Annotated in this window: 23 protein-coding genes and 1 tRNA gene; 14 read left to right on the forward strand and 10 right to left on the reverse strand. The window is 53.9% G+C overall.

What is annotated here, in order from left to right; genetic code table 11:
* Positions 1-160: 160 nt before the first annotated feature.
* Complete coding sequence (gene lon / locus Q4544_RS10615) at positions 161-2,566, forward strand: endopeptidase La (RefSeq protein ID WP_303506079.1); 2,406 nt, start codon at positions 161-163, stop codon at positions 2,564-2,566.
* Between the two features lie 74 nt (positions 2,567-2,640).
* Here the strand turns inward: lon and Q4544_RS10620 are convergent, their stop codons facing one another.
* On the reverse strand, positions 2,641-2,826 hold the full coding sequence (locus Q4544_RS10620; protein WP_303506081.1) for a hypothetical protein: 186 nt from the start codon (positions 2,824-2,826) through the stop codon (positions 2,641-2,643).
* 198 nt (positions 2,827-3,024) lie between these two features.
* Here Q4544_RS10620 and Q4544_RS10625 point away from each other — a divergent pair.
* The 5 genes from Q4544_RS10625 (at position 3,025) to Q4544_RS10645 (ending at position 8,058) form a co-directional block, all read left to right on the forward strand.
* A tRNA-Val gene (locus Q4544_RS10625) sits at positions 3,025-3,100 on the forward strand.
* A gap of 132 nt (positions 3,101-3,232) precedes the next feature.
* Positions 3,233-6,025 (forward strand): glutamine-synthetase adenylyltransferase, encoded by a 2,793-nt coding sequence (locus tag Q4544_RS10630; RefSeq protein ID WP_303506083.1) that lies wholly within the window; start codon positions 3,233-3,235, stop codon positions 6,023-6,025.
* Positions 6,018-6,290: a hypothetical protein gene (locus Q4544_RS10635; RefSeq protein ID WP_303506087.1), complete on the forward strand. Its 273-nt coding sequence runs from the start codon at positions 6,018-6,020 to the stop codon at positions 6,288-6,290. Before Q4544_RS10630 ends, Q4544_RS10635 begins: the two co-directional genes overlap by 8 nt.
* Positions 6,291-6,331: 41 nt before the next feature.
* Positions 6,332-7,522 (forward strand): RSP_2647 family RNA methyltransferase, encoded by a 1,191-nt coding sequence (locus Q4544_RS10640; RefSeq protein ID WP_303506089.1) that lies wholly within the window; start codon positions 6,332-6,334, stop codon positions 7,520-7,522.
* The gene (locus Q4544_RS10645) at positions 7,519-8,058 is read left to right on the forward strand and encodes an RSP_2648 family PIN domain-containing protein (protein ID WP_303506091.1); all 540 of its coding nucleotides are present in this window, start codon (positions 7,519-7,521) and stop codon (positions 8,056-8,058) included. Before Q4544_RS10640 ends, Q4544_RS10645 begins: the two co-directional genes overlap by 4 nt.
* A gap of 2 nt (positions 8,059-8,060) precedes the next feature.
* Here the strand turns inward: Q4544_RS10645 and Q4544_RS10650 are convergent, their stop codons facing one another.
* From Q4544_RS10650 to Q4544_RS10680, 7 genes are all read right to left on the reverse strand, one after another.
* A complete protein-coding gene (locus tag Q4544_RS10650; protein WP_303506093.1) occupies positions 8,061-8,750 on the reverse strand; it encodes a M48 family metallopeptidase in 690 nt (229 codons plus the stop codon).
* Between the two features lie 43 nt (positions 8,751-8,793).
* Positions 8,794-9,402, reverse strand: a complete 609-nt coding sequence (locus Q4544_RS10655) for a DedA family protein (RefSeq protein ID WP_303506095.1) — start codon at positions 9,400-9,402, stop codon at positions 8,794-8,796.
* The gene (locus tag Q4544_RS10660; RefSeq protein WP_303506097.1) at positions 9,399-9,743 is read right to left on the reverse strand and encodes a hypothetical protein; all 345 of its coding nucleotides are present in this window, start codon (positions 9,741-9,743) and stop codon (positions 9,399-9,401) included. The genes Q4544_RS10655 and Q4544_RS10660 overlap by 4 nt, the downstream gene beginning before the upstream one ends.
* A gap of 64 nt (positions 9,744-9,807) precedes the next feature.
* Positions 9,808-10,992, reverse strand: coding sequence for a VWA domain-containing protein (locus Q4544_RS10665; RefSeq protein WP_303506099.1), 1,185 nt, complete (start codon positions 10,990-10,992; stop codon positions 9,808-9,810).
* 8 nt (positions 10,993-11,000) lie between these two features.
* Positions 11,001-11,174 (reverse strand): apolipoprotein acyltransferase, encoded by a 174-nt coding sequence (locus tag Q4544_RS10670; protein WP_303506101.1) that lies wholly within the window; start codon positions 11,172-11,174, stop codon positions 11,001-11,003.
* Between the two features lie 5 nt (positions 11,175-11,179).
* The gene (locus tag Q4544_RS10675; RefSeq protein WP_303506102.1) at positions 11,180-12,562 is read right to left on the reverse strand and encodes a DUF2927 domain-containing protein; all 1,383 of its coding nucleotides are present in this window, start codon (positions 12,560-12,562) and stop codon (positions 11,180-11,182) included.
* A complete protein-coding gene (locus tag Q4544_RS10680; RefSeq protein WP_303506103.1) occupies positions 12,559-13,398 on the reverse strand; it encodes a MoxR family ATPase in 840 nt (279 codons plus the stop codon). The genes Q4544_RS10675 and Q4544_RS10680 overlap by 4 nt, the downstream gene beginning before the upstream one ends.
* A gap of 173 nt (positions 13,399-13,571) precedes the next feature.
* Here Q4544_RS10680 and dksA point away from each other — a divergent pair, with 173 nt between their 5' ends.
* Positions 13,572-13,994: an RNA polymerase-binding protein DksA gene (gene dksA / locus Q4544_RS10685; RefSeq protein ID WP_303506104.1), complete on the forward strand. Its 423-nt coding sequence runs from the start codon at positions 13,572-13,574 to the stop codon at positions 13,992-13,994.
* Positions 13,995-14,066: 72 nt separating this feature from the next.
* Positions 14,067-15,239 (forward strand): FAD-dependent monooxygenase, encoded by a 1,173-nt coding sequence (locus tag Q4544_RS10690; protein ID WP_303506105.1) that lies wholly within the window; start codon positions 14,067-14,069, stop codon positions 15,237-15,239.
* A 36-nt stretch (positions 15,240-15,275) separates the two neighbouring features.
* Here the strand turns inward: Q4544_RS10690 and xth are convergent, their stop codons facing one another.
* Positions 15,276-16,055 (reverse strand): exodeoxyribonuclease III, encoded by a 780-nt coding sequence (gene xth / locus Q4544_RS10695; protein ID WP_303506106.1) that lies wholly within the window; start codon positions 16,053-16,055, stop codon positions 15,276-15,278.
* Positions 16,056-16,064: 9 nt separating this feature from the next.
* Here xth and Q4544_RS10700 point away from each other — a divergent pair, with 9 nt between their 5' ends.
* Positions 16,065-16,541, forward strand: a complete 477-nt coding sequence (locus Q4544_RS10700; RefSeq protein WP_303506107.1) for an SRPBCC family protein — start codon at positions 16,065-16,067, stop codon at positions 16,539-16,541.
* A gap of 5 nt (positions 16,542-16,546) precedes the next feature.
* On the opposite strand, the gene Q4544_RS10705 is transcribed toward Q4544_RS10700, so the two are convergent.
* Positions 16,547-16,870 carry an iron-sulfur cluster assembly accessory protein gene (locus Q4544_RS10705; protein WP_303506108.1) on the reverse strand — a complete coding sequence of 108 codons (324 nt, stop codon included), beginning with the start codon at positions 16,868-16,870 and terminating at the stop codon, positions 16,547-16,549.
* 100 nt (positions 16,871-16,970) lie between these two features.
* On the opposite strand from Q4544_RS10705, the gene Q4544_RS10710 reads away from it, so the two are divergent.
* The 5 genes from Q4544_RS10710 (at position 16,971) to Q4544_RS10730 (ending at position 22,581) form a co-directional block, all read left to right on the forward strand.
* Complete coding sequence (locus Q4544_RS10710; RefSeq protein WP_303506109.1) at positions 16,971-18,122, forward strand: deoxyguanosinetriphosphate triphosphohydrolase; 1,152 nt, start codon at positions 16,971-16,973, stop codon at positions 18,120-18,122.
* Positions 18,123-18,190: 68 nt separating this feature from the next.
* On the forward strand, positions 18,191-18,793 hold the full coding sequence (locus tag Q4544_RS10715) for a hypothetical protein (protein ID WP_303506110.1): 603 nt from the start codon (positions 18,191-18,193) through the stop codon (positions 18,791-18,793).
* Between the two features lie 49 nt (positions 18,794-18,842).
* Positions 18,843-20,588 (forward strand): arginine--tRNA ligase, encoded by a 1,746-nt coding sequence (gene argS / locus Q4544_RS10720; RefSeq protein WP_303506251.1) that lies wholly within the window; start codon positions 18,843-18,845, stop codon positions 20,586-20,588.
* 74 nt (positions 20,589-20,662) lie between these two features.
* Positions 20,663-21,592 carry an SPOR domain-containing protein gene (locus tag Q4544_RS10725; RefSeq protein WP_303506111.1) on the forward strand — a complete coding sequence of 310 codons (930 nt, stop codon included), beginning with the start codon at positions 20,663-20,665 and terminating at the stop codon, positions 21,590-21,592.
* Entirely contained in the window at positions 21,589-22,581 is a 993-nt protein-coding gene (locus tag Q4544_RS10730) for a glycoside hydrolase family 3 N-terminal domain-containing protein (RefSeq protein ID WP_303506113.1), read from the forward strand. The genes Q4544_RS10725 and Q4544_RS10730 overlap by 4 nt, the downstream gene beginning before the upstream one ends.
* Positions 22,582-22,584: the final 3 nt, after the last annotated feature.

Here is a 22,584-nt window from a genome sequence, read left to right on the forward strand (position 1 = left end):
TTGTGTCCCTCGGCGTCTGCGGGCATTCTGGTTCCCAACCAAGAGGCGCTTGGGTTGAAACCCTTGCCGAGCCGTACCAGATAGAAAACTCGAAAGAGGAGACAGCAAGCGTTGCCGCATAGCGGGGCCAGCTTGTCTTGCCAGAGAATAAGGACCGAGTATGCAAGAGCCACTCAATTCATCCTACCCTGTATTGCCGCTGCGCGACATTGTGGTGTTTCCACATATGATTGTGCCGCTGTTTGTGGGCCGGGAAAAATCTGTTCGCGCCCTCGAAGAGGTGATGCAGGACGATAAACAAATCCTACTTGCCAGCCAGATCGACCCAGCAGAGGACGATCCAGAGGCGGAAAGCATTTACTGCACTGGCGTGCTGGCGAATGTTTTGCAGCTGCTGAAGCTGCCTGATGGCACCGTTAAGGTTCTGGTCGAAGGTCAGGCGCGGGTGCAGATCAATGATTTCCTTGAGAATGACAATTTCTTTGAGGCAACTGCCGAATACCTAAGCGAAATTCCGGGCGACGCGACCACAATCGAGGCGTTGTTGCGCACCGTTGGTGATGAGTTTGAGCGTTACGCCAAGGTTAAGAAAAACATCCCTGATGAAGCGCTGAGCGCAGTTTCTGAAACCGAAGAACCCGCACGTCTTGCGGATTTGGTTGCCGGGCATCTGGGTGTTGAAGTGGACCAAAAGCAAGAGCTTTTGGAAACGCTGTCTGTGTCTGAACGTCTGGAAAAGGTCTATGGCCTGATGCAGGGCGAAATGTCTGTGTTGCAGGTTGAGAAAAAGATCAAAACCCGCGTGAAATCGCAGATGGAGAAGACCCAGCGCGAGTATTACCTGAATGAGCAGATGAAGGCCATTCAGAAGGAATTGGGAGATGGCGAAGACGGTTCTGGTGAAATCCAAGAGCTGGAAGATCGCATTGCCGCGACCAAACTGTCCAAAGAAGCCAAAGAAAAGGCTGATGCCGAGCTGAAAAAGCTTAAGAACATGTCGCCTATGTCTGCAGAAGCCACAGTTGTGCGCAACTATTTGGATTGGATGCTGTCCATTCCATGGGGCAACAAATCACGCGTTAAAAAAGACCTGAACAAAGCGCAGGCTGTGCTGGACGAAGATCACTTTGGTCTGGATAAGGTCAAAGAGCGTATTGTTGAGTATTTGGCGGTTCAGAAACGGTCTGCCAAGCTGAAGGGACCGATCCTGTGTCTTGTTGGCCCTCCGGGTGTTGGTAAGACATCGCTGGGCAAATCTGTTGCCAAGGCGACTGGGCGTGAGTTCATTCGGATTTCTCTGGGTGGCGTGCGTGACGAGTCAGAAATTCGTGGTCACCGCCGGACATACATCGGTTCTATGCCGGGTAAGATCATTCAGGCGCTGAAAAAAGCGAAAACCACGAACCCGCTGATTTTGCTCGATGAAATCGACAAGATGGGGCAGGACTTCCGTGGTGACCCGGCATCAGCGATGCTGGAGGTGCTTGATCCGGAACAGAACAACACCTTTGTCGATCACTACCTTGAGGTGGAATATGATCTGTCTGATGTGATGTTCTTGACCACATCCAACAGCTACAACATGCCGGGACCACTATTGGACCGGATGGAGATCATTCCACTGGCTGGCTACACAGAGGACGAAAAGGCCGAGATTGCCCATCGTCACCTTGTGCCGAAACAGGTGAAGAACCACGGTTTGAAAGCCAAGGAATTCACGCTGGAGCCAGATGCGGTTGAGGAAATGATCCGTACTTATACCCGCGAAGCGGGCGTGCGGAACCTTGAGCGTGAGATCGGCAAAGTGGCGCGTAAAGCGATTACTAAGATTGTGAAAAACGAAGCGGAATCAGTGACGGTTTCGGCGGACAATCTTGATGAGTTCTTGGGCGTTAAGAAATACCGGTATGGTCTGGCGGAAAGCAAAGATCAGGTCGGTGTTGTGACCGGTTTGGCTTATACCAGCGTTGGTGGCGATTTGCTGCACATCGAAGCGTTGAAGCTGCCCGGCAAAGGGCGGATGAAAACGACAGGTAAGCTGGGCGATGTGATGAAAGAATCCATTGATGCGGCGGCCTCTTATGTACGGTCGATCGCTCCGGAAATTGGTGTGAAACCACCGATGTTCGAAAAGTGGGACATTCACGTACACGTTCCTGATGGTGCGACGCCAAAGGATGGTCCATCTGCTGGTTTGGCGATGGTTACGTCCATTGTGTCTGTGCTGACAGGTATTCCGATCCGTAAAGACATCGCGATGACGGGCGAAGTATCGCTTCGTGGTAATGCAATGCCGATTGGTGGTCTGAAAGAGAAGCTGCTGGCGGCGCTACGCGGTGGAATCAAAATTGTATTCATCCCTGAGGAAAATGAAAAAGACCTCGCGGAAATTCCGAATAACGTGAAAGAGGGTTTGGAAATTATTCCTGTGACCCACGTATCCGAAGTTCTGGAACGCGCTTTGATCTCAAAGCCTGAGCCGGTTGAATGGGATGAGGCCGCTGAAGAAGCTGCAGCTGCCGCCGCGCTAAAGACGGATAAGTCAGCGGGTGCTGTCGCGCATTAAGTGACGGACCTAGAATAGAAAAAGGCGCTTTGATTAATTCAAGGCGCCTTTTTTGTGGGAAATGCCTAAGACGATCAATCCAAAGCGGCCCAAAGGATAGAAGCAACCAGAATGCCCATGACAGCGCTGCTGGACAGAGTGCTTGATTCCGCTGATGCTGTGATGATTGGTGCTTCGATAACTGGATCTGACATGCCGCCTGCCTGAACAGACGTTACGCTGACCGCCATAAGCGCCAATGCTGCAAATGTTGTTTTCATGATGTCCCCCGATGAATTTCGTTGATTTGGTGAGGTTTCATTGGATTTAGCGAGGGGTTTGTCAAATTTTTTTTGCAGTGATAGCGCTGTTTTGTTCCATGTATGTTGCGGGGAGGCGTCAAAAAAATTGATTTTCAGTCGAATTTTCTGCTGCGGTCTCTTGCAGTCCCTAATGAGCCAGAGTAATACAGCCAAACCGGGTCGTTAGCTCAGTTGGTAGAGCGCTTCGTTTACACCGAAGATGTCGGGAGTTCGAGCCTCTCACGACCCACCATTCTCCTCATTAAATCAATGTTCTACCAATTCGTGATAATGCATTCATTTGCATGATGTTCATGCGTCGAATTCAGGTTGATCTGGAAGTGCATATATTGACCCGCTATGCGCCAACCTGCATGGTCAGGCCATGACATTTACCCAACGTATCACCCGATTGCCGCGCCCCTTTGATCCTGATCGAGGGCAAGACGCCCTTGATGCTGTGCCTAGCTTGTCCGGTGATCTTGGGAAACTGGTTTTAGGGGCGGGCGGTAGCAGCTTTTATCTTAAACAGCTGATTGAGAAAGAAAAAGACTGGTTGCCACCGGCGTTGGATGCGCCGGAAGAGGCGATTGTTACGCTGTTCAAAGAGCTGCGTGCAGAGCCGGTTGATCAATTGCCTGCAGCATTACGGCAAGGGAAACGACGCGTGGCGTTGTTAACGGCCTTGGCGGATGTTGCCGGAGTTTGGCCGCTTGAAACGGTGACTGGTGCGTTAACCGATTTTGCCGATTTGGCGACCGATCTGGCCGTGAAGGCCATGGTTGGTAAGGAAATCGCGCGCGGTAAGCTGCCCGGAATGACCGAAGATGACATTTCGGATGCGGGCGGCATGGTGTGTTTGGCCATGGGCAAAATGGGCGCGCATGAGCTGAATTATTCAAGCGATATTGATTTGATCTGCCTGTTTGATGAAACGCGTTATGACTCTGCGGACTTCTATGATGCGCGATCTTCTTTGGTGCGAGCAACGCGCCGCGCGATGTCCATGTTGAACGACCTGACGGGCGACGGTTATGTTTTTAGAACCGATCTGAGGTTGCGACCTGATCCATCTGTGACACCTGTTTGCCTCGCGATGGAGGCGGCGGAGCGGTATTATGAAAGCCTTGGCCGTACGTGGGAGCGTGCAGCCTATATCAAAGCGCGGCCTGCGGCGGGTGATGTACAGGCTGGGGAACGTTTCCTGAAAGCCCTGCGGCCCTTCGTTTGGCGCAAGCATCTGGACTTTGCCGCGATCCAAGACGCCCATGATATGCGCCTGCGCATTCGTGAGCATAAGGGGTTGGGTGGTAAGCTGTCGTTGCCCGGCCATAACATCAAGCTGGGCCGAGGTGGTATTCGCGAGATCGAATTTTTCACCCAGACGCGTCAGTTGATTGCTGGCGGGCGTGATCGGGAATTGCGCGGGCGTGAAACCGTAGCATCCTTGGCGCTATTGGCAGAAAAGGGGTGGGTGCCAACAGAGGCTGCTGAAAAGCTAACGGGTCATTACCGGGCGCATCGCGAGTTGGAACATCGCATTCAGATGATCAATGACGCGCAGACGCATGATTTTCCAAAGTCAGACGAAGGCATGCAGCGCATCGCTTGCTTGATGGGGCGCGATCTGGCTGAGCTTCGGGCGGATGTTACAGAACGATTAAACGAAGTGCACGCACTGACCGAGGATTTCTTTGCACCCGATGCGGTCCAGCCGATTGAACAGACATATGAATTTGACAACGAGATACTAAAGCGGTGGAAAACCTATCCAGCCTTGCGGTCGTCTCGTGCCAATGAGATTTTTGATCGCTTGCGGCCAGAGCTGTTGGGGCGTTTGGCCAAGACGGCGCGTCCGTCCGAGGCCTTGGTTGCGCTCGATGGGTTTTTGGCAGGTTTGCCAGCCGGTGTTCAGGTTTTTTCATTGTTTGATGCGAACCCGCAATTGGTAGATTTGCTGATTGATATTGTCGGAACCTCGCCCGCCTTGGCAAAGTATTTGTCGCGGAATTCGGCGGTATTGGATGGGGTTATCGGTGGCGCGTTCTTTGCTGATTGGCCAGCCGTGGATGCCTTGCGTGCTGAATTGACGGTCCAATTGGCGGCTGAACCAGATTATGAACGTAAGCTGGATTTGACACGTCGTTGGACAAAGGAATGGCATTTCCGAGTAGGGGTGCATCATCTACGCGGTGTGATTTCGGCGGAAGAGGCTGGCGTGCAATACGCAGAATTGGCAGAGGCGGTGCTGTCCGCGCTTTGGCCAGAGGTGGCACAGGTCTTTGCTGAAAAACACGGGCCAATGCCCGGACGCGGCGCGATGGTATTGGCTATGGGATCACTTGGGGCAGGGCAGTTGAATGCTGGGTCTGATCTGGATCTGATTGTGATCTACGACGCGGCCGGAGTGGAGATGTCTGACGGGCGTAGACCATTGGGCGCGCGGCAATATTATTCGCGGCTGACCCAAGCCATGGTAACAGCAGTCACTGCACCGATGGCAGAAGGGCGGCTGTACGAGGTAGACATGCGATTGCGTCCATCAGGCACAAAAGGACCTGTGGCAACATCTTTGGCGTCTTTCACGGATTACCAAGAAAACAGTGCTTGGACGTGGGAGCATTTGGCCCTGACGCGCGCGCGGCCTGTGGCTGGTGACGCCGGTTTGATGGACGCGGTAGAACGATTTCGCCAATCCCTGCTGGCGCGCGACTCTGACGAAGGGAAGACGCGGAAAGATGTTGCCGAAATGCGGGAACGGATTGCCAGTGCAAAGTCCCCCAATGGCGTGTGGGATGCAAAGATCGGCGCAGGGCGGATGCAAGACATTGAACTGACAGCGCAGGCCGCGGGTCTACTGGCTGGTACGTCAAAACGTGACATCTATGCTCTGTTAGAGGCCGGCGCGGCGCTTGGGTGGTTTGCGGTGTCGGAAACAGAAGCGCTACGCACGGCGTATCAACGTTATCACGGTCTGCAGGTCGCATCGCGGCTGTTGGGGGAGCAAACAATTGACCCCGCGACGATTGGCGTTGGTGGTCAGGAATTCTTGTTACGAGAGATGGGGGCCGAAACATTTTCGGACCTAGAGACATTGTTGGCTAAAACAGCAGCAGAGGCGGCGCAGGTGATTGAAACCGCGCTGGCCCGCCCTGTGAAAGGACATTCAGATGACTGAAACATCAGTACATGATCCACGCGGATTGATCCGAGAATCCTATCGTATCGAAGGGATTGATACAGTGCAGTGCCGGTCTATTTTCTTTGACTGGGCGATGGATTTGCAAGAGGGAGAGGCAGGCGTTGCTTCGATCCAAGCCCTTTTGGACCAATACCAAACGGCCCATCCAACTCATCCGATGACGATGGTTCTGCTAGAGGGCGTTAGCAAACTGGCATCAGATGGTCCGCAAAGACGTACTGGTCGACGTCGCAACCGTTAATCGGACTTCCCTTGGCTCGGTTATGGCATTAGGAGGGCGATATGTCAGATTTACCAATTGTCCGCCTCATGCCCAAAGCCAACGCCCGAGCGATCCGCCACGGCTTTCCTTGGGTCTATGAAAATGAGCTCGTCACCGACCGCCGCACCAAAGCTTTGGCTGCGGGCACCTTGGCTATTCTAGAAGATAGCGAACGGCGGCCCATGGGGCTGGTTGCGGTGAACCCGAACAGCAAGATCATCTGCCGGATGCTTGACCGCTCCGTTGATGCACAGATTGATCAGGCGTGGTTTGCAACCCGGTTGACCAAAGCGCTTGATATGCGCGCGCGCCTCTATGATGCGCCGTTCTATCGTTTGGTGCATGCTGAAACAGATGGGCTACCGGGTGTGATCATTGACCGCTTTGGCGATACATGTGTTATTCAGCCTAACGCCGCCTGGGTCGAGGCATTGCTGCCTGCGCTGACAGCCGCATTGGCAGAAGTTACTGGCGTTACCAATGTTCTGAAAAACGGCGGTGGCCGTGCGCGTGTGCTTGAAGGGCTAGACGAAGAAAGTTCCGTTCTTTTGGGTGCTGCACCGTCCGAACCTGTTCCTGTTTTGATGAACGGCGCAACTTATATGGCGGATCTGACCGGTGGTCAGAAAACCGGCCTGTTCTTTGACCAACGTCCTAACCATGAATTTACCGCGCGCCTATCCAAAGGCGCACGTGTTTTGGATGTGTTTTCACACGTTGGCGGCTTTTCATTGGCAGCTTTGGCGGGTGGCGCAGACTCTGCGTTGGCAGTTGATGGCTCTGCTCCGGCATTGGCCTTGGCAGAACAAGGTGCTGCTGCGGCTGGTTTTGGCGAAAAATTCGCAACCCGAAAGGGTGACGCGTTTATGACGCTCGAAGCCTTGGCTGAAGAAGGCGAGAAGTTTGACGTTGTGGTCTGTGACCCACCAGCATTTGCACCAAACAAACAAGCGCTGGACAAAGGTCTGCGCGCCTATGAACGCGTGGCACGTTTGGCGGCACCTTTGGTTGCCGAGGGCGGCTATCTGGTGCTTTGTTCCTGTTCTCATGCGGCAGAGCTGACATTGTTCCGCAACTCATCTGCACGCGGCATTGGGCGGGCAGGGCGTCGTGGTCAGTTGATCCACACAGGGTTTGCTGGGCCAGATCACCCCTTGATGCCGCAACTGGCTGAAAGTGGTTACCTAAAGGCGCTGACGTTCCGCCTATGAAGCTCTTGCTCGACACCTGCGTCATCTATCCAACTGTGATGCGAGAGATGCTGTTGGGTGTCGCCAAAGCCGGATTGTTTGAACCCCTGTGGTCTGCGCGCATTCTTGAGGAATGGGCGCGGGCTGCTCGCAAGATTGGCCCAACGGGTGAGGTGCAAGCGCGGGCAGAGGTGGCCTTGCTACGCGCCGCATGGCCCAAGGCCGAGGTGGTTTGGCGTCCCTCTTTAGAGGCACGGTTGTATTTGCCGGATGCCGCAGATGTGCATGTATTGGCTGCCGCGATCGACGGTCATGCCGATGCGATTGTCACGCTGAACGCCAAAGATTTCCCTAAAAACACTTTGGCCGAAGAGGGTCTAAAGCGCATCGCACCGGATGAATTGCTCTGGCAATTCTGGGTGGATCAACCTGATCTGGTAACAGGCGTCGCCGAAGCTGTGCGTGCCGAGGCATCGCGTCTTTCAGGTGAAACTTGGGAAATGCGCCCGCTGTTGAAAAAGGCGCGCCTGCCGCGCCTGGCCAAAGCGCTGCGCTAAGCCTATTCGCTGACGCCCCATTTGGTTTCCAGTTTTTCAATGGCTAGAATGCGCTGTTCCGTTTTGGGATGGCTTAGCAACCACGCGGGCATCGTGCCCTTGTTGGCCGCAGTCAGTGCCTCGAGCTTGGTGAACAGCGATTTCTGTGGGGCCGTACCGATCCCGGCTTTGGTCAGCAAAGCGGCTGCGTATTCATCAGCCTCATATTCGTCAGACCGCGACAAACGTGCCGCTAACAGCCGTGTCAGCCCATTGGCAATCCAACCGCCAATTCCCGGAATAAACCGCGTCAGGATCATCGCAAGGGCGGTGCGCAGGGCGTTCTGACCGGAAAAGTCGATCATACGACGGCGTGAATGGCCAAGGGCCACGTGACCCAATTCGTGCGCAATAACGCTGGCCAGTTCTTCGCCAGAAACATCGCCCTGCGTATACCGGTTGTAGAATCCTCTGGTGATAAAGATACGCCCGTCAGGTGCCGCAAGGCCGTTTACAGGTTCAATCTCATAGATATGTACTTTGATACGCGGCAATTCTAGCGACGCCGCCATGCGATCAATTAGCTTTTTAAGCGTTGGATCTGCAAGCTCGGTGGATTGTTCATCCAACATGCGCGCGGTGCGCCACGCTGAAAAACGGTACATGATCAGGCCGTAAACAATGGCGAGGATGATGGGGGTAAATCGCAACATGATTTGTATATGGGGTTCCTAAGCAGCCGTATCAATTCGCTGATTAATTTGCCGGGGCAATTGCGCGTTTTCGATTGTGTTTCACTAACCAAATGCCAAATCCCAGCATCACGCATATGGCGGCCAATAGCCCCAAAACATCACCAGCCAAGTCAGATGCCATCGATAAATTGTCAGCAAAGACATAGCCAAGCCCTACATAGAGGCTTACCCAAACGCATTCGCCCAGAATTCCAAACAATGCGAATTTCCAAACCGGTACAGCGGCCACGCCGCTGGCAAAGTTCATGTACGGGCCAAGCGGGGAGAACAGCCAGCGGCTGAGAAAGATACCCATGCCGCCCCAGTTTGTCAGAAAGCTGTCGGCTCTAGCCATGACATTGGCCCGTTTTGGGGACTGGGTCATGAAGTTTTCAAGCTGGGTGCGTCCGCGTGAGGCTAATTGATAGCCGGCAAAATCGCCGGCAATGGCACCACAGAGAGCGGACAAAACAGAAGACATCATAGGTAAGTCGCCCGTTGCTACAAAGGCGCCACCTGACAGCATTAATAGGGATGCGGGAACAGGCATGGCCAAGCAGCTTAGGAACGTCGTCAGGAACAACAGGATTACACCGTAATCGGCAAGCGCGCTGATCATCCAATCTGTCATTTGCGCTGCCGCTCCTCAGCGCCTTGAGCGAGTATCGCTTCGACCTCTGCCAACACTTGTTCAACGGGTACGCCACGTATCTCGGCAATATAGGTCAATGTTGGGCGTTCTTTGCTAGGTTTAGGCATGTTTAACGCACGCCCCAGTTCTTTGGGGTCCATACCCCAAGAATGGGCGATATAGCGTGGTGTCATCCATGCCTGAGGCGTCTGATTGCGATGCGCTGGATCTGCCCAATAGACCATGTCCAAAACCAATCGACCGGCAAAGAATAGCGTCAACGCCAATGCCAGCAAAAAGCCCGGTCCAGCGATCGGATGGGCTTTCAGAAGTTTTAGCATGCAGAGTCACTTTCTAAATTCGGCTTTGGGTATCTGATGGGAAGTCCCACCAGAACACAAGGGTTCAACGCGTCAGGTCGCGCATTCCGTCGCCCAAACCGGCCAAAGTCATAGGTACCATACGATCCTCGAATATCTCGCGGATCATGCCAATAGAGTGGGTATAGTCCCAATGTTGCTGGGGCACCGGATTGATCCAAAGATGCGAAGGCCACTGTTCACGCGCGCGTTCCAACCAGGTTTGGCCGGCTTCCTTGTTCCAGTGCTCATTCGCGCCACCCGGATATGCGATTTCGTAGGGCGACATCGAAGCATCCCCAACAAAGATGCATTTGTAATCTGACCCATAGGTGCGCAGCACATCCATCGTGTCGATCTGTTGATCCCACCGGCGGTTGTTGTCGCGCCACACACCTTCATACAGGCAGTTGTGGAAGTAGAAATATTTCAGATGTTTGAATTCAGCACGGGCCGCAGAGAACAACTCTTCGACCACCTGAATATGCGGGTCCATTGATCCGCCAACATCCAAGAACAACAGCACTTTGACAGCATTGCGCCGCTCGGGGCGGGTTTTCACATCAAGATAGCCGTTTTCTGCGGTGGCGCGAATAGTGCCGTCCAGATCAAGCTCATCCGCCGCACCATCACGCGCCCAGCGGCGCAAGCGTTTCAGCGCGACTTTGATGTTGCGAGTGCCCAGTTCAACGCTGTCATCAAGATTACGAAACTCGCGCTTATCCCAGACTTTCACTGCCCGTCGATGGCGGCTTTCTTTCTGGCCAATTCGGACGCCTTCGGGATTGTACCCATAGGCCCCAAAGGGCGAGGTACCAGCGGTGCCAATCCACTTGTTGCCACCCTGATGGCGGCTTTGTTGTTCTTTTAGCCGCTCTTTCAGCGTTTCCATCAGCTTGTCAAAGCCGCCCATCGCCTCGATTTCGGCTTTTTCTTCGGCGGACAGATGCTTTTCTGCCATCTTGCGCAGCCATTCTTCGGGGATGTCGACCGCATCCAAAACGTCTTGTGCTGAAATAGCCTCTAACCCTTCGAAGGTCGCAGCAAAGGCGCGATCGAATTTGTCGAGATTGCGTTCATCTTTGACCATGGACACACGGGCCAGGTAATAGAATGCCTCGGTGTCATAGGTCGCCAAACCTGTTTTCAAAGCTGCTAGAAAACTTAGGTATTCCCGCAGACTAACTGGAACACCAGCTGTCCTAAGATTTTCAAACAACGGCTGAAACATGGGTTAGGTCACCGCACAGAATACAATTTATCAAGCGTAACCGTTGCTACGACGCCAACCAGAGCGAAGGCGATGGCGTAGCCCACGGCGTATTGCAGAATGTCTGCAAATTTACCGTTGCGACGTTTGGCTGTGAATGCGCCAATGAGGGCACCCAATAGGGCGGGAATGATCACGATCATTTTGCTCAAAAACTCCTGTTATTTGGGTTCAGCATCGCCACTTCGCGTAGCTTGGCGCGCACAGCCCAATCTGGGCCGAACCCGTATCGCGCCCAGCCCAAACTGTCCACCCGCGCAGCCTGTGCTTCGGGCAATCGACCTAGTGTCGCAAGCGCTTCGGATCGCAGCATTAAAAGTGATGCAAGTTGCACAGCATTTTCAAACCGACGGGCGGTTTCGATATTTGCGTCAATAATACGCAGGGCTTCGCGTGGTTTGCCTTGTGCCAATTCATAGGCCGCAAGCTGCGTTGAAACGATGCTGCGATGCGGGCCGTTTGGCGCACTTTGGCCAAAATAGAGGTCCGCCGCTCGGTAGTGTTGATTGGCTGTCAGCCCGTCCTGTGATTGCAACAGCCGAGCCAATGCAAAATGGCTAAAGCCGCGACGGTGATCGGTCCAGCCCTGTGATTGCGCGATTTGAATGGCGCGCGTAGCTTCACCAAGTCGCCTTGCATTGTTACCTGTTGGGCCAAGTGCGTTTTGAATGGCATTGATCCATGCACGCGGCGTGCCAGACCGTTGCGAGGAAGGACGCCCATCGCCTTGTGGGTTCAATCGGCTCAGAATGCTTGGCAGACGTGCAGCCACCTGATTGCGCGTCATTCCGTTTTGCAGCGCCGGATCGTAGTAGGCGCGCAGGACGAGCATATCAAAACCCGTCAAAACTGCATGAAAGTTGTCATCGTTAAAGACGCTGTCATCCAACCGATAAAGGTCATTCAACGGCCCAAGTGCCTGCGCCAACTCTTCGTGCAAACAGTCGCGCACATCCTGGGGGCTGGTGTCATAGGGCAAAAAGATCGCCAATTGCTCGCGCTTTTGTAGCGATGCCCAATCTGTGCGTACCGAACCACGGGCACGACGATAGTCTGCCAAGCTGCTGACATTGGGCACTACGAAACAGGCCGCGTGGGGCAGGGCGCGGCGAATGTCTCGCTTTGCAACGGATTGAATTGTGATATTCGCCCGGCCTTGGTTGATCAGACGAATGTCCAATCCCGCTTCGGTTCGAAGGCGACCCAGAAGTTGCGACAAGTCGTTGCGCAATGTTGTGGTTTGCCGACCTTCTAGTTTTACCGTGATAGGCGCTTCAAATCGCGTCAGCAGCGGAATGTCACGTCCGCTTTCCAAGGCAAAGCTTAGATCAAGGAAATCCCTCGCAATATCGCCATTGGAACGTGTCGGCGCAGTACCGCGAGCTGCCCGAAAACTTTTGACCGGCGGCAAGCTGGTTTCGGCGACCTTGGCGCGCGTTGGATGGGCTGGTTCGTCAAGCGATGGCGCACTACAGGCGGCAAGCGCTAGGCTTGCGGCCCATGTCACCTTTTTAAGGGACGTAATGATCACCGGCCAGAACGCGCCATAAAGGCCAAACGTTCAAACAAATGCACATCCTGTTCATTCTTAAGCAATGCGCCATGCAGCTTTGGCAACAGGTTCGCGCCTTCGCGCTTTAAATCCTCAGGCGTTAGATCTTCGGCCAGCAAAAGCTTGAGCCAATCAATCACCTCGGACGTCGATGGTTTTTTCTTGAGGCCACGCGTTTCGCGAATGTCGTAGAATTCGGTTAAAGCCGCTGTCAGCAGCGCATCTTTGATCGCTGGGTGGTGCACTTTGACAATCGCGCGCATCGTGTCTGCATCAGGGAAGCTAATGTAGTGAAAGAAACAACGCCGCAAAAAGGCATCCGGCAGCTCTTTTTCATTGTTCGATGTAATAATGATGATCGGGCGATGTTTCGCTTTTACGGTTTCACCAGTCTCGTAAACATAGAACTCCATCTTATCGAGTTCCTGCAGCAGGTCATTTGGGAATTCGATATCTGCTTTGTCGATTTCATCAATCAACAGCACCACTTTCTCACCGGCTTCAAAGGCCTCCCAAAGCTTACCTTTGCGGATGTAGTTTTTGACGTCATGTACACGTTCATCGCCCAACTGGCTGTCGCGCAACCGGCTAACTGCATCATATTCGTAAAGACCTTGCTGGGCCTTAGTGGTGGATTTCACATTCCACTCAATCATGCGCAGGCCAAGACCCGCTGCCACCTGTTTTGCCAGCTCAGTTTTGCCTGTGCCTGGCTCGCCCTTGACCAACAAAGGGCGCTCAAGTGTGACCGCTGCGTTCACCGCAATCGTTAGATCGGCGGTTGCCACATAGGTTTCGGTGCCTTCAAATTTCATCTGTATTCCAGTTTGCGCGTTGCCTTAATTGCAACCTAACGTGAACGGAATTTCACCGCAATGCGACGTTAGAGGTAGTGACAATCTGTTATCACTAAGATACACGCACGCTCGTAGGGGTGGGTTGTGTAAGTGAATTACAACTGAGGCAATCCCACAAAGAGGGAGCGGAAATGAAAGCAGAAGTTTTCCTGCCGGATGACTATCGTCCCGCAGACGACGAGCCGTTTATGAATGATCGGCAAAAAGAGTACTTTCGACGTAAGCTAAACGCTTGGAAGCTAGAGCTTTTGGCTGAAACACGCGACACAATCGAAGGGTTGCAGGATAACACCCGCAACATCCCAGACATTGCTGATCGTGCGAGCGAAGAAACAGATCGTGCGCTAGAACTGCGGACACGTGATCGCCAACGCAAACTGGTTTCCAAAATCGACTCAGCACTGCGCCGTATCGACGAAGGTGAATTCGGGTACTGCGAAGTAACAGGTGATCCGATCTCGCTGAAACGTCTGGATGCGCGTCCTATCGCCACCATGACACTAGAAGCACAAGAGCGTCACGAGCGCCGCGAAAAGGTTCACCGCGACGACTAATCGCGCTGAACAATCCAAGATAATAAATCGCCGGGGCTTTCGCCTCGGCGTTTTTCGTTTCAAAAGGGTGGCATGAGTCTTTTAGGCATGGAAATTGGTGTTGTTGGTGGCGGGATCGGTGGTTTAACTGCGGCCCTTGGCTTGGCGCAGCGTGGTGCACAGGTCACTGTTCTGGAACAATCCGAAGCGATCAACGAAATCGGAGCTGGGCTGCAGATCAGCCCCAATGGCATGTGCGTCCTGCGCGCGCTTGGTTTGGGCGCAGAAATCGCAGAGCGCGCGGTTCAAGCCCAAGCCGTCGAATTGCGCGACTATAAACGCGCTGATTTGGTTACGCGCTTGGATTTGTCACTGCTGGCAGAGGATCAGCTTTACTACTTCGTGCATCGTGCTGATTTAATTGATGTATTGGCCAAATCTTGCCGTGACGCTGGTGTTTCAATCCGACTTTTGCAAAAGGCTTGCGGTGTTACACCTGGTGACCGTCCGCAGGTATCGCTCGCGCAGCACGCGAACTTGCATGCGGACCTTATTATTGCAGCCGATGGCCTGCATTCCGTTGCGCGAAAGGCGCTAAATGGATCGTCAGCACCGTTTTTCACTCAACAAGTGGCGTGGCGCACGACGGTCCCTAACTCTGTAAATCACCCAAGCGCCGCCCGCGTTCACATGGGGCCAAAACGCCACGTCGTCAGCTATCCGCTACGTGAGGGAAAGCTGGTTAATCTGGTGGCTGTCCAAGAACGCCACGAATGGGCTGAAGAGGGCTGGGCGTTTAAAGACGACCCCGCAAACATGCAGCAGGTGTTCGCTGACTTTGGAGGTGATGTTCCCAAACTGATGGCAGGTGCAACGTCTGTTGGCCTTTGGGGGCTTTTCCGCCATCCAGTGGCCAAACACTGGGTCGGCGAAAACGTTGCATTGCTTGGCGATGCCGCGCATCCAACTCTGCCCTTCATGGCGCAAGGCGCCGTCATGGCGATTGAGGACGCTTGGGTTCTAGCCGATAGCCTAGCACGCTGCGACAGTATCGAGGCTGGCCTTGCTATGTATCAATCTCGTCGGTTTGATCGTGTGTCAAAGGTCGTGGAAACGGCAAATGGAAATGCCAAAAAATACCATCTTTCCAATCCCTTATTGCGCACAGTTGCACATTCTGGGATGCGGGCTTTAGGCAAGGTTGTACCGTCAAAAATGATGGGGCAATTTGATTGGATCTACCGGCATGATGTGACGGCGGAGTGAAGGCTTCGCTCTAACGACCCCTCACATCCTACGCACTTAAACCGCCAGTTCCACCCATACAGGAACATGATCACTCGGCTTTTCACGGCCACGGATTTCTTTGTCGATCTGGCAATCCAGCAACAGATCTGCGCATTGAGGGGACAATAGGAAGTGGTCGATGCGAATGCCGTCGTCACGGTTCCATGCGCCCGCTTGATAATCCCAAAATGAATAATGCTCTGGACCATGGGTGCGGGCTCGGAACGCCTCTGTGAAACCTAGGTTCAAGAGCCGACGATAGGCCGCGCGGCTTTCTGGGCGGGCCAGCGCATCTTCTTGCCACGCTTCTGGTCGGCGCGCGTCTTCGTCTTGGGGAATAATGTTGTAGTCCCCGGCCATTAGAAAGGGTTCTTCACGTGATAGCAGAGTTTTCGCATGTTTGTGCATCCGCTCCATCCACGCGAGTTTATAATCATACTTAGGCCCCGGAACCGGATTGCCATTCGGCAGATACAGACCACACACGCGGATCGGTGTGTCGGCCATTACAGTCGCCTCAATCCAGCGCGCTTGTTCATCGCTCTCGTCACCGGGTAAGCCACGCACCACATCTTCCAGCGGGAATTTCGATAGGATCGCAACGCCGTTAAAGCTTTTCTGACCATGGGTTTCGAGCTGATAGCCTCGATCCTCAATGATCTCACGGGGGAACGCCTCGTCCACCGATTTGATTTCCTGCAACACAACCACATCGGGCTGTGCCTCGTCCAACCACTGGGGAAGGGCATTGATACGGGCTTTGATCCCGTTAATATTGAACGTCGCGATTTTCATGCGGCGACTATGGCGTTATCAGTGGGTACGCTCAACCCGAATTCAGGTGCATACATGAAATACTCTGTCGAAATGGAACTGAAACTGCACCGCGACCGTGTCGTCGAATTGCTGACCTCTCATGAGAACCGCAAAAGATGGCAAACGGGGTTCAAAGCCTATGTGCCAATTGATGGCGAGCCGGGCACAATCGGCGCGACAACGCGGCTTACGTTTCAGGTAGGTGAGCAAGAATTTGATATGGTGGAAACTATTCTGGCCAAGGAACTACCAGATATGTACTGCGTATCTTATGTTTCCAGCCAATCGGCTAGCATTTCAAAGAACAGTTTTACCGATACGGGATATGGCACCACCAATTGGCGAGTGGATATGCAGATGAAGGTCAGCGGGTTCTACAAAATCCTCGCATTCCTGCAGCCAAAAACCTTCCATGCCCAAACCGAAGCTTTAATGCGTAGCTTTGCAGATTACGCCGAAAACTGAATGACTTACATTGAGAAGCTCGTGCCGCATCCGCAAGAAGCTGTGGCATTTGGGTTCTCAATCACAAAGCGTGCGCCAATCAATTCTTCGGTGAAATCAATTACCGCATTTGATAGAAACGGCAGTGATACACTGTCGACAACAACCTTTTGCCCGTTGCCTTCTAGCACCAGATCATCATCAGCCGGGGCATCCAATTTGATCTCGTATTGAAACCCGGAACATCCGCCGCCTTCAACAGCAACGCGCAGGGCTTGGCCCTGGTCACCCGCACCAATTTCGGCCAAACGATCAAACGCACGGTCGGTCACTTTAGGTGGAAGCTGCATTTTGTCACTCCTGACAGGCATTTGGGCGGTTGCGCCCAGTGGTTGTTCTACGCAGAGTGCAATATATGAAGCCATGGGCTTGGCCACAAGGATAAGAATTATGACGGCGTCTTTTGCCTCGGATCACCTGACCGCACGCGGACGCCGCGTTCCCGAAGAAGAAAGCGCCTTTCGCTCTTGTTTTCAACGGGATCGCGACCGGATCATTCACTCCAGCGCCTTTCGGCGGCTGAAACATAAAACCCAAGTTTTTGTAGAGCACGAGGGCGATTATTATCGCACACGTTTGACTCATTCGATCGAAGTCGCCCAAGTCGCGCGTACAATATCCGGTGCGCTGAGGCTTAACCAAGAAATCACCGAAGCCATCGCATTAGCCCATGACCTTGGCCACACACCCTTTGGCCATACCGGCGAGGATGCGTTGCACGCCTTGATGCAGCCCTATGGTGGCTTTGACCACAACGCGCAGGCGGTCAAGATCGTAACCTCGTTAGAACGTCATTACGCGGAATTTGATGGGCTGAACCTAACGTGGGAATGCCTAGAAGGCATCGCTAAACACAACGGTCCAGTGGTGGGAGAAATCCCATTCGCCTTAGCTGAATACAACGAAATCCATGATCTAGAGCTTGAAACACACGCCAGCGCCGAGGCGCAGGTCGCTGCTTTGGCAGACGACATTGCCTATAATAACCATGATTTGCACGACGGTTTGCGCGCCGGTCTCTTTACCGAGGCAGACATCGAACAACTGCCCATCGTTGATCAGGCTTTTGCCAAAGTCGATCAGGCCTATCCCGGCCTCAGCCAAAACCGTCGCCGCCACGAGGCATTGCGCCGGGTCTTTGGTGTTATGGTTGGGGACGTGATTGACACTTCCCGCGATTTGATTGCCAACAGCGGTGTTAAATCTGTGCAAGACGTTCGTCACAATGGTGCGCCGGTCATTGCGTTTTCAGACGACGTTTTAGAGCAGTTGAATGTCATTCGGAAATTCCTGTTCACTCGCATGTATCGCGCCCCATCGGTCATGGAAAAACGCGCCCAAGTCACTCGCGTGGTCGAGGCGCTCTTTCCATTATTCATGGAACGCACAGATCTGTTGCCTGCCAATTGGCAGGACGACATCCGACAACTTCCAGATGAAACAGCTATTGCACGAAAAGTTTCTGACTATATCGCCGGTATGACAGACCGTTACGCTTTGACAGAATTCGAAAGGCTGCTCGGCGAGAAATTGCCCCTGTAATCCCTTTTATTGCTGGGTCTGTCGCAATTTTCTGTTCGAATGCGAATGAATCTTGTATGGCCCCCCCCATGCAAGGTTTTGACGGAAAAATCATCTTTGTGGCTGGCGCAACCACAGATTTAGGCTGGCGTCTGTTGCCGGCCTTTGAGCGGGCGAATGCTCGGGTGATTTTGCTGGATCATGATGCGGATGATTTGCTGGAAATGGCGGCTCGTTGCCCCGGCAGATTTGAACCACTTCCCGTGACACAAAAATCTTCACAGCAGTTTACTGATATTGGTCGCATCTGGGGCGCAGAGCCTCTCCATCTGCTAATTGACTTGCTGCCAATCGGATTACGTGAAGGTAGCGATTGCATGATCGGACCAAGCTTGGCCTTGATCGAGGGGCTTGGCCAAGGGCTGCGCGCCGCAAAAGGCAGCGTGATTTCCGTTATCCCAACGGCAGCGCCTGAAGATCCTGTAGCCTATCAAGTTGCCGAAGCAGGCCTATGCCGTATGGCGCAGGTGCTTGGCGATCAATGGGAGCCTCATGGCGTGCAGTTCAACGTCTTGCGCCCAGTCGCCGGTGCATCCGCCCAAGATATGGCCAACGCAATTTCCTTCCTCGCTGAGGCGGCCATAGCACAGTTGTCAGGGGTTCATGTCCCCATTCGGCCCGCATTGCATTGACCTGCGCGCTGGCGGTGGTAAACCGCCTGCAAAGCATAAGGACAAAGCAATGAACCTGTTTTCCGAGATCCGCGAGCTGGTGATTGAACAGCTGACTGCGATGCAGGCCGATGGCGCACTGCCAGAGGGTCTGGATTTCACTAATGTTGCGGTTGAACCACCGCGTGATGCCGCCCATGGCGATATGGCGACCAACGCCGCAATGGTATTGGCCAAGCCTGCCAAAATGAAGCCGCGCGATATTGCGGTTGCTCTGGCGGCAAAACTTGCTGATGACGCACGCGTTGAAACCGCCGAAGTCGCAGGACCGGGGTTTCTGAACCTGCGTTTAGCACCGGTTCTTTGGCGTGATCTGGTCACATCCGTTTTGAAAACAGGCGCAGGCTTTGGCCGCTCCAACATGGGGCAGGGCAAGCGGGTTAACGTAGAATACGTCTCAGCAAATCCAACGGGTCCTTTGCACGTGGGTCACACCCGCGGCGCGGTCTTTGGTGATGCGCTGGCCTCTTTGCTGGATTTCGCAGGCTATGACGTCACACGCGAATATTACATCAACGACGGTGGCGCACAGGTCGACGTTTTGGCGCGCTCTGTCTACTTGCGTTACCTCGAGGCACACGGCCAAGAAGTGGCGTTTGAGGATGGCACATATCCGGGCGACTATCTAATCCCCGTTGGCCAAGACCTAAAAGACAAAGTAGGCGACGCCTACGTTGGCAAAGACGAATCCGTCTGGCTGGCTGAAATCCGTTTGTTCTCCACTGAAAAGATGATGGACCTGATCCGCGAAGATCTAGCTCAGCTTGGCATCAAGATGGACAAGTTCTTTTCTGAAAAGGCGCTATATGGCACTGGCCTGATCGAAGGTGCGATTGAATCTTTGGAATCCAAAGGCCTGATCTACGAGGGCGTTCTAGAGCCACCAAAAGGCAAAAAGCCCGAAGATTGGGAGCCACGCGAACAAACGCTATTCAAATCCACCGATCACGGCGATGACGTGGATCGTCCGGTTAAAAAATCCGATGGCTCTTGGACTTATTTCGCACCTGACATCGCCTACCATTTTGACAAAGTTCAGCGCGGCTATGACCTGCTGATCGACATCTTTGGTGCTGACCACGGTGGTTATGTCAAACGGATGAAAGCCGCTGTATCTGCGCTGTCCGATGGTAATACGGCAATCGACATCAAACTGACACAGCTTGTGAAGCTGTACAAAAACGGCGAACCGTTCAAAATGTCCAAGCGGGCAGGGACTTTCGTCACCCTGCGCGATGTGGTCGAACAGGTGGGCGCAGACGTCACGCGCTTTGTGATGCTAACCCGGAAAAACGACGCACCACTGGACTTTGACTTTGCCAAAGTACTGGAGCAATCCAAAGACAACCCGGTCTTCTACGTGCAATATGCGCATGCCCGCGTATGTTCTGCGATCCGCAAAGCGTCTGAGGCTGGCATTGACGTGTCAGACGCCACAATCGCCGGTGCTGACCTGTCTGATCTTTCCGACCCGGCAGAGTTGACGCTTGCCCGCAAAGTCGCGGAATGGCCACGTCTGATTGAAATCGCAGGCCGTACAAACGAACCGCATCGTGTGGCCTTCTATCTCTATGAATTGGCTGGAGATTTGCACAGCCTCTACCACACAGGCAAAGACAAACCAGAACTTCGCTTTGTCCAAGAAGACAACGCTGCAGCAACACAAGCGAAAATCGCCCTTGGGCGTGCCACCGCCATTGTTATTTCTGCTGGTCTTGGTATTCTGGGTGTAACCCCAGCGCAAGAGATGCGTTAAAACAAGCACATCGCCGGGGTTGAGGCATAGGCAAGACAACCCCGGTGATCACTCGCCGGTAGAGAGAGGCGAGCATGGCTGAACTCCCAATGAATGGATCGCAACAGGCGGTCGACCCACGCAAAGCCGCTGGCGCAATGGCCAATTGGGCAGGGGCTGCAGTGTCCCTAGCTTTGATCCTTGGCGCTGGCGTTTGGGGCTACAAGCTTTTGGTGCGCGATGTAACCGGTGTACCGGTGGTCCGCGCAATCGAGGGCCCAATGCGGGAACAACCCGTTGATCCCGGTGGCTCGCAAGCAGCCCACCAAGGTCTGGCTGTAAACAGCGTTGCCGCACAAGGTACTGCAGCAGCTCCGGCAGACCGTTTGGTCCTTGCTCCACCTCCTATCGAGCTAACCGGTGATGACGCGCCCGTTTCACTTGCTGCCGTCAATGCATCCGATGTCCCGAGCCGATCAATCGAAGCCCCAGCCGAGGTAGCCGCTGCCCCAGAACCAATTACGGCACCCGAGCCGTTGAAATCCGGTGATATTCAAGGGTTGGTCGATCAACTGGTTGCAAGCGCTGATCCTTTAGCGCCGCTTGAAAATAAACCTGCCGCGCAACCAAAGCCTGTCATCGTCAAAGGCGGCATTGGAAAATCGTTACGTCCAAAGGTGCGCCCAGCGGGCCTAAAGCAACGTACGCTTCAACTTGCAGCCGCAACACCGATAGCAGCGGCTCCAACCGAAGTGTCCCCTGATGCGATCCCCGCTGGCACACGTCTTGTACAGCTTGGTGCATTCCCAAGTGCGGATGTAGCCCGTTCTGAATGGACAAAACTACAAGCGAAATTCGGCGATTATCTAGGTGACAAACAGCGCGTTGTTCAAAAGGCAACCAGTGGTGGCCGTACCTTCTATCGCCTGCGCGCCCAAGGGTTCGCTGACCTAAGCGATGCGCGCCGTCTATGTTCTGCGCTCAAGGCAGAGAACGCCGATTGCATCCCGGTCGTCACCCGGTGAGCCAACTTAGTGCAACGATCCTTGGCTGCGAAGGTCTTGTTCTAACGCCTGGTGAACGGGCGTTTTTCACAGACGTACAGCCATTCGCCTTTATCCTTTTTAGCCGAAACATCGACAACGCCGATCAAATTCGCACCCTTTGCGATGACCTGCGCAGCTGTGTTGGCCACCACGCCCCAATCCTAATCGACCAAGAGGGCGGTCGCGTTCAGCGCCTGCGCCCACCTTTGGCCGTAGAATGGCTGCCGCCGCTTTATCAAATCAAACAGGCCGGCACTAACGCCGCGCGGTCCATGTATCTGCGTTCGCGCATTCAGGCGCACGAGCTGATCGCACTAGGCATCGACAGCAATTGCGCACCTTTGGTCGATGTCGCCACCGCTGACACGCATCCATTCCTGCAAAACCGCTGCTACGGATTTGCGCCCAATGACGTCATCGAAATCGGCCGCGCCGTTACCGATGGCCTGATGGATGGCGGCGTGCTGCCCGTCCTTAAACACATTCCCGGCCACGGTCGCGCGCAACAAGACAGCCACCTAGAGCTGCCCCGCGTCAGCGCCTCTTCAAAAGAGCTCTCCACTGATTTCGCGCCGTTCACCGCTCTAAACGACCTTGCCATGGGGATGACAGCGCATCTGGTCTACGAAGCCATTGACCCTGATCCTGCAACGATTTCACCCAAAATGATGGGGCTCATCCGCAATGACATCGGCTTTGACGGTTTGATCATGACCGACGACATCTCGATGCAAGCGCTAGAGGGCAACATGACCCAACGCTCCGCTGCCTCAATCGCGGCAGGCTGTGATGTTGTCCTGCATTGCAACGGCGATATGGCAGAGATGCAGGATGTGGTCGCCGCCAGCGGAACCTTGTCCGGCAAGGGACTAGAACGCGCCCAAGCCGTTCTTGATGCGCGTAAAACCCCCAACACGGTTGACATAGACGCTCTGAAAGCCGAGCTTGAAACCCTGTTAAACGGGTAGGGC

It is taken from the genome of Cognatishimia sp. 1_MG-2023 (genome assembly GCF_030548175.1).
GTDB lineage: Bacteria > Pseudomonadota > Alphaproteobacteria > Rhodobacterales > Rhodobacteraceae > Cognatishimia.